The 11,298-nt window shown below is 61.9% G+C and carries 13 protein-coding genes and 1 tRNA gene; 3 read left to right on the forward strand and 11 right to left on the reverse strand.

Annotation, left to right across the window (positions count from 1 at the left end; translation table 11 throughout):
• Positions 1-53: 53 nt before the first annotated feature.
• Both ACLEJP_RS19770 and ACLEJP_RS19775 read right to left on the reverse strand, forming a co-directional pair.
• Positions 54-1,766 carry a SulP family inorganic anion transporter gene (locus tag ACLEJP_RS19770; protein ID WP_440809061.1) on the reverse strand — a complete coding sequence of 571 codons (1,713 nt, stop codon included), beginning with the start codon at positions 1,764-1,766 and terminating at the stop codon, positions 54-56.
• A gap of 145 nt (positions 1,767-1,911) precedes the next feature.
• Complete coding sequence (locus tag ACLEJP_RS19775; protein ID WP_440809064.1) at positions 1,912-2,127, reverse strand: TIGR02450 family Trp-rich protein; 216 nt, start codon at positions 2,125-2,127, stop codon at positions 1,912-1,914.
• A 209-nt stretch (positions 2,128-2,336) separates the two neighbouring features.
• Between ACLEJP_RS19775 and folE the strand changes: the two genes are divergently transcribed.
• Both folE and ACLEJP_RS19785 read left to right on the forward strand, forming a co-directional pair.
• Positions 2,337-2,897 carry a GTP cyclohydrolase I FolE gene (gene folE, locus ACLEJP_RS19780; RefSeq protein WP_440809067.1) on the forward strand — a complete coding sequence of 187 codons (561 nt, stop codon included), beginning with the start codon at positions 2,337-2,339 and terminating at the stop codon, positions 2,895-2,897.
• Positions 2,898-2,908: 11 nt separating this feature from the next.
• Positions 2,909-3,364: a DUF3429 domain-containing protein gene (locus ACLEJP_RS19785; RefSeq protein ID WP_440809070.1), complete on the forward strand. Its 456-nt coding sequence runs from the start codon at positions 2,909-2,911 to the stop codon at positions 3,362-3,364.
• Between the two features lie 59 nt (positions 3,365-3,423).
• On the opposite strand, the gene ACLEJP_RS19790 is transcribed toward ACLEJP_RS19785, so the two are convergent.
• The 9 genes from ACLEJP_RS19790 to ACLEJP_RS19830 form a co-directional block, all read right to left on the reverse strand.
• Complete coding sequence (locus tag ACLEJP_RS19790; protein WP_440809072.1) at positions 3,424-3,894, reverse strand: OsmC family protein; 471 nt, start codon at positions 3,892-3,894, stop codon at positions 3,424-3,426.
• 393 nt (positions 3,895-4,287) lie between these two features.
• Positions 4,288-5,388: a redox-regulated ATPase YchF gene (gene ychF, locus ACLEJP_RS19795; protein ID WP_170028247.1), complete on the reverse strand. Its 1,101-nt coding sequence runs from the start codon at positions 5,386-5,388 to the stop codon at positions 4,288-4,290.
• Positions 5,389-5,412: 24 nt separating this feature from the next.
• Positions 5,413-5,997, reverse strand: a complete 585-nt coding sequence (gene pth, locus ACLEJP_RS19800; RefSeq protein WP_051095896.1) for an aminoacyl-tRNA hydrolase — start codon at positions 5,995-5,997, stop codon at positions 5,413-5,415.
• A gap of 79 nt (positions 5,998-6,076) precedes the next feature.
• Positions 6,077-6,670, reverse strand: coding sequence for a 50S ribosomal protein L25/general stress protein Ctc (locus ACLEJP_RS19805; protein WP_013970896.1), 594 nt, complete (start codon positions 6,668-6,670; stop codon positions 6,077-6,079).
• A 121-nt stretch (positions 6,671-6,791) separates the two neighbouring features.
• Positions 6,792-7,733 (reverse strand): ribose-phosphate pyrophosphokinase, encoded by a 942-nt coding sequence (locus ACLEJP_RS19810; protein ID WP_003247410.1) that lies wholly within the window; start codon positions 7,731-7,733, stop codon positions 6,792-6,794.
• A gap of 47 nt (positions 7,734-7,780) precedes the next feature.
• Positions 7,781-7,855, reverse strand: a tRNA-Gln gene (locus ACLEJP_RS19815).
• A gap of 20 nt (positions 7,856-7,875) precedes the next feature.
• Positions 7,876-8,736, reverse strand: a complete 861-nt coding sequence (gene ispE, locus ACLEJP_RS19820) for a 4-(cytidine 5'-diphospho)-2-C-methyl-D-erythritol kinase (protein WP_440809075.1) — start codon at positions 8,734-8,736, stop codon at positions 7,876-7,878.
• Positions 8,737-8,739: 3 nt separating this feature from the next.
• The gene (gene lolB / locus ACLEJP_RS19825) at positions 8,740-9,357 is read right to left on the reverse strand and encodes a lipoprotein insertase outer membrane protein LolB (protein ID WP_440809077.1); all 618 of its coding nucleotides are present in this window, start codon (positions 9,355-9,357) and stop codon (positions 8,740-8,742) included.
• Between the two features lie 4 nt (positions 9,358-9,361).
• The gene (locus ACLEJP_RS19830; protein ID WP_440809079.1) at positions 9,362-11,083 is read right to left on the reverse strand and encodes a tetratricopeptide repeat protein; all 1,722 of its coding nucleotides are present in this window, start codon (positions 11,081-11,083) and stop codon (positions 9,362-9,364) included.
• 35 nt (positions 11,084-11,118) lie between these two features.
• Between ACLEJP_RS19830 and ACLEJP_RS19835 the strand changes: the two genes are divergently transcribed.
• Positions 11,119-11,298, forward strand: a 180-nt coding sequence (locus tag ACLEJP_RS19835) for a hypothetical protein (protein ID WP_440809081.1), incomplete at its 3' end; no start/stop codon positions are given.

An 11,298-nucleotide genomic window follows, 5' to 3' on the forward strand; every position in this document is an offset into this window, starting at 1 on the left:
ACGCAATCCTTGTGGGAGCGGGTTTACCCGCGAAGAGGCCAGCCCAGGAAAACTTAAGGCTTCCATTCAACCCCACTCTGTTCCAGATAAGCATCCACCGCCGCCCCCACGGTTGGATGAAACGCGGTCTCCCCCATGTGCTCGAACAACTCGAACCGCCGCATCTTGTCCTTCACCGGGTCCTTCATCTCGGCAAACTGCAACTCCACCCCGCGCGCCTCCAGCGTCCGGTCCAGCTCTGCCAGCATGTCCGCCGAGGTGACATCGATACTGGTCACCGGTTCTGCCGCGATCACCAGCCGTTGCACCGGGGTAGGCGATGCGTCCAGCGCCGCCATCACCGTGCTCTGGAACTGCTCGGCATTGGCAAAGAACAACGGCGCGTCCCACCGCAGCAGCACCAGCCCCGGAATACGCCGGGCCTGTGGATAACGCTGCACGTCATGGTAACCGCGGGTGCCATCCACCCGGCCCAGCACTGCATGGTGCGGCCGCCAGCCGTCCCACAGAAACTCGATCACTGAAATCACCACAGCAATGCCGATGCCAGGGATCGCACCAAACACCGCGACGCCGACAAAGCAGGTGATGGACAACCAGAACTCCCACTGCTGCATGCGGAAGATACGCCTGAGGTCGGCGAACTCGAACAGTCCCAGTGCGGCGGCTATCACCACTGCTGCCAAGGCGCTGTTGGGCAGGTATTGCAGCAGGTTGGGCGCCACCAGCAGCAACAGGGTCACCGCCAGCGCACCGATGATGCCGGTGAGCTGGGTCTGCGAGCCGGCCGCTTCTGCCACGGGGGTGCGTGACGAACTGCTGCTGATGGGGATGCCCTGGAACAGCCCGGAGGCCAGGTTGGCCACGCCCAGGCCGAACATTTCCTGGTTCGGGTTGACCGGCATCTTCATGCGCGCGGCATAGGAGCGCGACAGCACGCTGGTATCGGCGAACGACACCAGCGCCACGGCAATGCCGCCCAGCACCACTTCGACCAGATCGATGTCAGAGACCCAGGGGAACACGAAACTGGGCAGGCCCTGGGGCAGTTGGCCGAGTACCTTGACACCCATCTGCTCGAGGTCGAGCAGGCTTACTGCCAGCGTTGCCAGTACCACGGCGATCAGGATCCCTGGCAGGCGCTTGAAGGGTTTGAGCAGCAGGATCAGCAGCAGGCCGCCGGCCCCGACGATGAAGCTGGGCCAGTGCCCTTGGCCGGCAAGCAGTGCTTCGCCCAGTTGCCAAAGGTCGCGCAGCGGCCCCTGGCTATCGACCTTGATGCCGAACAGCTTGGGCAACTGGCTGATCAATACGGTAAGGGCAATGCCGTTCATGTAGCCATAGCGGATCGGCTTGGACAGCAGTTCGGTGATGAAGCCAAGGCGCAGCAGCCCGGCGATCATGCAGAAGGCCCCGGCGACCAGGGCCATCAGGCTGGCGATGGCGATCGCTCGTTGCGGGTCGCTGGCGGCGTATTGCACCACCACCGCCAGGATCGGTGCGGCCAGCGCCGAGTCCGGGCCCAGCACCAGGATGCGGCTGGGGCCGAACAGGGCATAGGCCAGCAGCGGGATGATGGTGGCGTACAAGCCGTAGATGCCGGGTACCCCGGAGGCCTCGGCGTAGGCGATGCCCACCGGTACCAGCATGGTGGTGAGCACCAGGCCGGCAGCGATGTCCTTGGGCAGCCAGGCGGGTTGGTAATGGAGCAGGGTGACCAGGCCGGGTAACCAGCGTTGCCAGTCGAAGCGGTTCTTTTCCGCCATGGTGCGCTCCGCAGGAACAGTGCTGAGTCACAGCTTAGATGCTGTTGTTTCTGTCCGCAGGCAAACGCTGCCGTGTCGAGAAGGCAGCACGAGGCTGCTTCTTGCCTATCGTCATTCGCTGTTGGCTCGGTGGCGCCCCAGCTGTTCAACACCAACCGAATTTCCAGCGTTGGCTATCCCGGAGCTCTCGCCAGTCGAGCACCTGCTTGCGTTGGCTGTGGACGGCCTCCAGTTCAATCTGCACAGGCGTACCGTCTTCGTCGCAAATCAGCTCGGTCACCAGAAAGTGTTTCTCCCGGTTCACAGGCTGACACGCCGTCCACTTGGACGAACCCAGTTTGCGGGGATTGAATCTGTTCATCTGGTCTGGCCCCTATGATCACCTGGACGTTGCAGCGCGTGACGCTCGCTGCTGCCTCCAGGCCAGTAAACGCCACTGGCGACATTTTGTGCCTGAAGTCGGAGCAGGCATTGCATCTTGCTGGCTTTCGGCTAGATTGTACAAAACCTGTACATAAATTCAATCTTGTACAATTTTTGCGGTCAGCGCCGCAGCGGTGAGGAGTCCAAATGTCCCAGTCGTTAGCTGAGTACTATCGCGAAATTCTCCTCGAAATAGGTGAAGACCCGCAGCGAGAAGGGCTGTTGGACACGCCTCAGCGCGCGGCCAAGGCCATGCAGTACTTGTGCAACGGCTACAGGCTGAATATCGAAGAGGTCATCAACGGTGCGCTGTTCGAATCCCAGAACGACGAGATGATCGTCGTGCGCGATATCGAGCTCTATTCACTGTGCGAGCACCACATGCTGCCCTTCATTGGCAAGGCTCATGTTGCCTACCTGCCCACAGGCAGGGTGCTGGGGTTGTCCAAGGTCGCGCGCGTGGTCGATGTCTTCGCCCGACGCCTGCAGATTCAGGAAAACCTCACCCGGCAAATTGCCTGTGCCATACAAGACATCACCGATGCGGCAGGGGTCGCGGTGGTCATCGAAGCAAAGCATATGTGCATGATGATGAGAGGTGTCGAAAAGCAGAACTCGGTGATGGTTTCATCCGTGATGCTGGGTGTGTTCCGCGACTCGGCGACGACGCGCCAGGAGTTTCTTCAATTGATTGGCCGAAACAAATGACAGGCGTTCCGATGAGCAGGTCTGGCACGTTTTTGCCAAGGCGCTTTGCCCTCCTCGGTTATGGCGGCTTGCTGCCGTTTGTTGGCTTGATGCTGCTGGTGGTCTTTTCTCCCGGGTACCGATCAGTGTGGGCGATGATGCTGGTGAACTATGGGGCCGTCATTTTGAGTTTCGTCGGCGCCTTGCACTGGGGCTTCGCGATGGCCCTGCCGGAGCTACCCGCCGAGCAGCGTCGCAAACGGCTCATGTGGAGCGTCGTGCCGGCTTTGCTCGGTTGGGTCAGCACGTTGCTGCCTGTTTCCCTGGGTTGCCTGCTGTTGCTTGGCGGCTTTGCCCTACATTATTGGCAAGATCGGAAGTTGCAGCAGGTCGTGCCAGGCTGGTACCTGCCGATGCGATTGCAGCTGACCACCGTGGCGAGCATTTGTTTGCTGCTTGGCGCAATGGCTCTGACCAGCGATTTTTGAATCTACGTGCCATCGCGACACCAAGCCATGCCTGCAAAGGGAGCGTTAGCCCCGGGCCTCTAAGCCAGCGTCACCAGCGCCTCGCACTCGACCGGGAAATTCACCGAATTGGCAATGAAGCACTCATGGTGCGCCTCCTCATGCAAACGCAAGGCAACCTCACGGTTCGAGCCGGCGCTGATGGTCACCTGCGGGCGCAGCAGCACATGGGTGAAGCGGCCTTTGCCCTGAGCGTCGCCTTCCACCATGCGTCCCAGGGGCTGGTCGACATAGGCCAGCACGTTCACGCCATTTACCGCGCACAAGTGCAGGTACCAGAGCTTGTGGCACGCTGACAGCGAGGCCACCAGCAGGTCTTCCGGGTTCCAGCGCACGGGGTTACCGCGAAAAGCCGGGTCGGCCGAACCTTCCAGAGTCGCCTTGCCCGGGGCTTCGACACTGAAGTCGCGGGCGTAAGCGGTGTAGTTGGATGTGCCATTGCCATCGTTGCCGGTCCAGGTCACCTGGACCTCGTACTGGTGTTCTTTCATGGTTCCTCCTGGAGTTGACTCGCCGCATGGCGGGCAGCGCTGACGATAGCGCTTGCGAACACGGTTACAGGCTACTCAGATAAGCACAAGTCTCGTCAAAGACATACCCTCACCCGAGGCATTGTTCTTGCCATTCAGTTGCTACGTGGGATTGAAGACACCCTCGACGAGTACATTTGTGGCAATGCAGGCGAGCCGGGTATCGGCTTGCTGGTCAACCGTGTGCATAACATGCAAATGGCGAAGGCGTTGGCTGCGCTGGTAGCTGCCCGGGAGGCGGGGGAGATCACCTGGCACTGATGCCAGAGGCTGTGGAACGCTAGTGCGCCGCACAAAACAAAACCCCTTGAAAGCATGGGCCTCAAGGGGTTTGTCAGTACTGCAAACTGCCGCTTAGACGTTGAAGCGGAAGTGCATCACATCACCGTCCTTGACGATGTAGTCCTTGCCTTCCAGGCGCCATTTACCGGCTTCCTTGGCACCGCTTTCACCCTTGAACTGGATGAAGTCGTCATAGGCCACCACTTCAGCGCGGATGAAGCCTTTTTCGAAGTCGGTGTGGATAACCCCGGCCGCCTGCGGTGCGGTGGCACCGACGCGCACGGTCCAGGCGCGTACTTCCTGCACGCCGGCAGTGAAGTAGGTCTGCAGGTTCAGCAGTTCGTAACCGGCGCGGATCACACGGTTCAGGCCAGGCTCTTCCAGGCCCAGGGCCTCGAGGAACATGTCCTTCTCTTCACCGTCTTCCAGCTCGGCGATTTCCGCTTCGATCTTGTTGCATACCGGCACCACGACCGCGCCTTCTTCCTCGGCGATGGCCTTGACCACGTCCAGGTGCGGGTTGTTCTCGAAGCCGTCTTCAGCCACGTTGGCGATGTACATCACCGGCTTGCTGGTCAGCAGGTGGAAGCCGCGAATGACCGCCTTGTCTTCGGCGCTCATGTTCTTCATCAGGCTGCGCGCTGGCTTGCCTTCGGTGAAGTGCGGGATCAGTTGCTCGAGGATGGCCTTCTGCGCCAGGGCGTCCTTGTCGCCGCCCTTGGCATTGCGGGCAACCTTCTGCAGCTGCTTCTCGCAGCTGTCGAGGTCGGCGAAGATCAGCTCGAGGTCGATGATCTCGATGTCACGCTTGGGGTCGACGCTGTTGGAAACGTGGATCACGTTCTCGTCTTCGAAGCAGCGCACCACGTGAGCAATGGCGTCGGTCTCGCGGATGTTGGCGAGGAACTTGTTGCCCAGGCCTTCGCCCTTCGACGCACCGGCCACCAGGCCGGCGATGTCGACGAATTCCATGGTGGTTGGCAGGATGCGGTTGGGCTTGACGATTTCAGCCAGCGCATTCAGGCGCGCATCGGGCATCGGCACGATGCCGCTGTTTGGCTCGATGGTGCAGAAAGGGAAGTTCTCCGCCGCGATGCCAGACTTGGTCAGGGCGTTGAACAGGGTGGACTTGCCGACGTTGGGCAGGCCGACGATGCCGCAATTGAAACCCATGGGTATTCCCCTCTCTAAAGGAAATCAGGCCTTCTGGCTGTGCAGCTCGCGCATCGCCTTGGCGAAGTCGCCGGCAAGCACGTCCGGCAGCACGCCGAGGGCAAAATCGATGCTGGCGTCGAGCTTCTCCTGCTCGGCGCGCGGCGCGCGGCCCAGGACGAAGTTGGAGACCAGTTTGGCGTCACCCGGGTGGCCGATGCCGAGCCGCAGGCGGTGGAAGTCGTTCTGGTTGCCGAGCTGCGCGATGATGTCGCGCAGGCCGTTGTGCCCACCATGGCCACCGCCGCGCTTGAGCTTGGCGACGCCCGGAGGCAGGTCGAGTTCGTCATGCGCCACCAGGATCGCTTCCGGCTTGATGCGGAAGAAATTGGCCAAGGCCGCCACGGCCTGGCCGCTGCGGTTCATGTAGGTGGTGGGGATGAGCAAGCGAACGTCGTTGCCCTGATGGCTGAACTTAGCCGTCAGGCCGAAATACTTGCGGTCAGCGGTCAACGAGACGCGCTGGGCGCTGGCAATGCGTTCAACGAAAAGAGCCCCTGCGTTATGCCGGGTCTGTTCGTATTCGGGGCCGGGGTTACCCAGGCCGACGATCAACTGGATGGCGGTCACGTCAGGGGCTCTTCCTTGGAGTTGGTGGGTTACAGTGCGCGCGGCACTGTAACCCGATCAACGCCGGCGCGCGAGTGGATTACTCGGCAGCGCCTTCTGCTTCTGGAGCAACGCGTGGAGCGTGAACGTTGGCAACAGCTTTGTCATCACCGTGGGCCAGAGCGACGAACTCTACGCCTTTCGGAGCCTTCAGGTCCGACAGGTGGATGATGGTGCCGATTTCAGCGTTGGCCAGGTCGACTTCGATGAACTCAGGCAGGTCCTTGGCTTCGCAGGAAACTTCGATCTCGGCTTCTACGTGGGAGATCTCGCCGCCTTTCTTGACCGGGGCTTCTTCGTTGATGAAGTGAACCGGTACCTTGGCGGTCAGTTTCTGGCCAGCAACGACGCGAACGAAGTCGGCGTGCATGATGAAGCCTTTGGCCGGGTGACGCTGCAGGGCCTTGACCACGACGTTCTGCTTGGCGCCGTCGACGTTCAGTTCCAGAACGTGGCTGAAGGCAGCCTCGTTTTCGAACAGCTTGGTGATTTCCTTGGCCAGGATGGTCAGGGACTGAGCGTCCTGGTTACCACCGTAGACAACGGCTGGGATGTTCGCGGAGTGACGCAGGCGGCGGCTCGCACCTTTCCCCAGGTCAGTACGCGCTTGGGCGTTCAGGGTGAATTCGGTCATTTTGTTTCTCCAAAATAGCCCCCCGAGGGCGTTTGCGACCAGCGCCAACGGGGATGGCAAAAAAGCCCCGCCCCAACAACCAGTGTTGGGGCGGGGCGCTTTTCGTCAGCGTGTGTTCCGCTTAGCGGAACATCGCGCTGATCGATTCTTCGTTGCTGATGCGGCGTACCGCTTCAGCCACAACCGGTGCGATATCCAGCTGGCGGATACGGTCACAGGCTTGAGCAGCGGCGGACAGCGGAACGGTGTTGGTCACCACCAGCTCGTCCAGTACCGACTTCTCGATGTTCTCGATCGCGCGGCCCGACAGGACAGGGTGCGTGCAGTAGGCGTAAACCTTGGCAGCGCCGTGTTCTTTCAGGGCCTTGGCCGCGTGGCACAGGGTGCCGGCGGTGTCGACCATGTCGTCTACCAGGATGCAGGTGCGCCCTTCGACGTCGCCGATGATGTGCATGACCTCGGAGTGGTTAGCCTTCTCGCGGCGCTTGTCGATGATACCCAGGTCGACACCCAGGGACTTGGCGACGGCACGTGCGCGCACGACACCACCGATGTCCGGGGAGACGATCATCAGGTTCTCAAAACGCTGGTCCTCGATATCGTCGACCAGTACGGGCGAGCCGTAGATGTTGTCGACCGGGATATCGAAGAAACCCTGGATCTGGTCAGCGTGCAGGTCGACGGTGAGTACACGGTCGATACCGACGACAGTGAGCATGTCAGCGACGACTTTGGCGCTGATGGCTACACGTGCCGAACGCGGACGGCGGTCCTGGCGGGCGTATCCGAAGTAAGGAATCACGGCGGTGATTCGGGATGCTGAGGAGCGGCGGAAGGCGTCGGCCATCACTACCAGTTCCATCAGGTTATCGTTGGTCGGGGCACAGGTCGGCTGAATAATGAAGACGTCTTTACCACGAACGTTTTCATTGATCTCAGTGCTGATCTCGCCGTCGGAGAATTTACCGACAGAGACGTCACCGAGAGGGATATGCAGCTGACGTACTACACGCCGAGCCAGATCGGGGTTGGCATTCCCCGTAAAGACCATCATCTTGGACACGCGCAGTACCTGGAGGCTGAGGGTAACCTGGATGAGTATAAGGAAAATGGCAGGGGCGGCTGGATTCGAACCAACGCATGGCAGGATCAAAACCTGCTGCCTTACCGCTTGGCGACGCCCCTGTATCTGTTGCTGCGAACGCTTATGCGCTCGACTTCTTGATCAGACTTTGCAGCTTGCGATGCAACATCGAAATATTGCTTCCTTTCGCCACAAACCCTGTTTGGGTCGCTGAAAGAAGGGCCAGAACTTTATCAGCTTCGGCTTTGCTTGGGAAGGCCCCAAACACACAACTTCCAGTTCCGGTTAGCCGAGCTTCAGTGAATTTGCCCAGAGAATTCAATGCATTGCGAACTTCCGGGTAACTCTGCTCTACCACCGGTTGGCAGTCATTTCGACTGTTTCCCTCGGGAACGGGGCGCATCTTAAGGGGCAGTGAATCACGTGTCAACTGCGGATGTGAAAAAATTTCTGCTGTGCTGACAGACACTTGCGGCACCAGCACGACATACCAGGGCTCGCTCGGGTCGACCGGGGTCAGTTGTTCGCCCACGCCCTGGGCGAAGGCGGCATGGCCGCGCACGAACACCGGTACATCGGCACCCAGGCTCAGGCCCAGGCTGGCCAGGCGGTCTTCGTCCCAGTCCAGTTGCCACAGGTGGGCGAGGGCCAGCAGGGTGGTGGCGGCATCCGAGCTGCCACCACCGATGCCGCCCCCCATGGGCAGTACCTTGGTCAGCCAGATGTCGGCGCCCAGCGTTGTGCCGGATTGCGCCTGCAGCATGCGCGCGGCGCGCACGATCAGGTTGCTGTCGTGCGGTACCGCCTCGATCTCGGTGTGCAGGCGGATCACGCCGTCGTCTCGCACGGCGAAACGCAGCTCGTCGCCGTGGTCGAGAAACTGGAACACGGTTTCCAGCTCGTGATAGCCGTCAGCGCGGCGGCCGATGATATGCAGCCACAGGTTGAGCTTGGCCGGGGCGGGCAGGGTGAGCGTGTGCATGAATCAGTGCCCCAGCTGGCGCGGCTGCCAGTCCTTGACCACCAGGGTAACGTCGAGGTCCTTGCCGTGCAGCTTCAGGCGTTCGGGCAGCCAGTAGCCGTTCTGTTCGGTGTAGCTCAGGTACTGCACCTGCCAGCCATCCTGGTCGAGGCTGGCCAGGCGGCTGTCGCCGTCCAGGGTCAGTTTGCTCTTGCTGTCGGGGGCGGGCAGGCCGCGGACCCACCAGACCAGGTGCGACACCGGCAGTTGCCAGCCGAGCTGCTCTTCCAGCAGGGCCTCGGGGCTGCTGGCCTCGTAGCGGCCCTGGTTGGCCACTTCCAGCACCACGCCACCGGGGCGGCCGGTCAGGCGTGCGGCGCCACGGCCCAGCGGGCCGGCCAGGCGAATGTCGTAGTAGTCCTGGCGTTGTAGCCAGAACAGCGTGCCGCTGCCGGAATCACGCGGGGCGCGGATGCCGACCTTGCCGTTGATCTGCCAGCCATCGAGGCTGCTCAACTGCTCTTTATGGGTACGCCACTGCTGCGGGTTGCCGTGGCCCTCCAGGGCCTCGCGGCTACCGAAGCCGGCACAGCCGGCCAGCAGGGCGATCAGGGTGAAGGTAATGCAATGGCGAAGGAACATGGCGTTAAAGGGTCTCGGATCCGGTCAGGCGCAGGAGGGTCTTGCGCAGGATGGGGCTGTCGGCCTGGGCGTCGAAGCCCTTGGCCCAGACCTGGCGGGCTTCGCGGCGCTTGCCGTTGGCCCACAGCACTTCGCCCAGGTGGGCGGCCACTTCGTGGTCGGGGAAGCTGGCGAAGGCCCGGCGCAGGTACGACTCGGCCTCGTCGAGGTTGCCCAGGCGGTAATTGACCCAGCCCAGGCTGTCGAGTATTGCCGGGTCGTCCGGGGTCAGCTGGTGGGCCTTGTCGATCAGCGCCTTGGCTTCGCTGTAGCGGGTGGTGCGGTCGGCCAGGGTATAACCCAGGGCGTTCAGAGCCATGGCATTTTCCGGTTCGCGGGCGATGATCGCGCGCAGATCCTTTTCCATCTGCGGCAGGTCGTCACGCTTTTCCGCCAGCATGGCGCGGGTATACAACAGGTTGAGGTCGTCCGGGTAGCGCTGGATGGCCTGTTGCAGGACCTGGCTGGCCTGGGCGTCCTTGTTGTTGTTGCTGTAGCTTTCCGACTCGATCAGGTACAGCTGGATGGCGTAGTCCGGCTGCGCCTCGCGGGCCTCGGCGAGCAGGCGCGAGGCTTCGCTGCCGCGGCCGTTGGCAACCAGGATGTCAGCCTGGCGCAGCTGCGCCGGCAGGTAGTCGGGGCCGGGGCCGACCAGGGCGTATTCACGCAGGGCGCCGGCGGGGTCGTGGCGTTCCTCGCGGATGCGGCCCAGGTTCAGGTGCGCGGCGTCGACATTGCTGTCGCGCTCGATCAGCTCCTGCAGGTAGCCTTCGGCTTCATCCCAGTCTTTGTTTTCCAGGCATACCAGGGCCAGCGAATAGCGCAGTTCGTCGTCGTCGGGGTATTGCTGGACCAGGCTGAGGAATTCGCCCTTGGCATCGGCGATGCGGTCCTGTTCGACCAGGGTGCGGGCGTAGGTCAGGCGCAGGCGTTTGTCATCCGGGTTGTCGCGGATCGCCCCGCGCAGCAGAGGCAGCGCTTCCGGGCCGCGGTCCAGGGCCTGGAGCAGGCGGGCGCGCAACAGGATCGGGGCGATTTCGCCGTTCTGCGCCGGGTGCGCTTCGAGCAGGTCGAGGGCTTCCTGGGCCTTGCCGTCCTGGTTCAGCAGCAACGCCTTGCCGAACACCAGCTGGCTGTTGTCCGGGTATTTGACCAGCAGGCGGTCGAAGCTGTGCATCAGGCCGTCGCGGGTGCTCTGGTCGGTTTCGGCGGCGGACAGGGCGAGGAAGTCGAAGTGGGTGTCGCCCTGGCCTTGCAGCACCTTCTCCATATAATTCATGGAGTCGTCATAGCGGCCGGCACGGGCCAGCTGGATGGCGGCGGCACGTTGGGCGTCGAGGTTCTGCGGGTCGTTCCTGGCCCAGATCAGTGCGCTGTCCAGGGCCGGCTCGTCGGCGCCGAGGTATTCGGCAATCCGATAGGCGCGTTCGGAGACGCCCGGGTCCTGGGTCTTCTCGGCCTGGTCGGCGTAATTGGCCAGGGCGATGTCGAAGCGGTTGCGCTGCCCGGCCAGTTCCGCCACCAGCAGGCTATAGAGCGTTTCCTGTTTGAACGAGCCATACACCACGGGCTTCTCCGCCTCGCGCTTGGCGGCCTCGGCAGTGGGAGGCTCGGCCTTTTGTGGGGCCAGGCTCTGGCAGCCCTGGAGCAGGGCGAAGGCAAGCAGCAATGCGTATGGTTTGTTCATAAAAGGCTTTAGAAAGACTCACCGGCGGTCGGAGCATGATGACACAAGCGCGGGGGCAAACCCACCTGCGAAGGTATGAAGCTATCGCTTCGCTCATGAAGACCGCGCCATGCACGGGTGGTTCGTCCCAGAGCAGTCACGATGGTACCTGGACTGTTGTTTTTGCTCTGGTTCTTGCTCTTGCTCTTGCTTTTGCTTTTGCTTCTAAGCGCGCA

This window comes from Pseudomonas sp. SMV7 (assembly GCF_052041995.1).
GTDB lineage: Bacteria > Pseudomonadota > Gammaproteobacteria > Pseudomonadales > Pseudomonadaceae > Aquipseudomonas.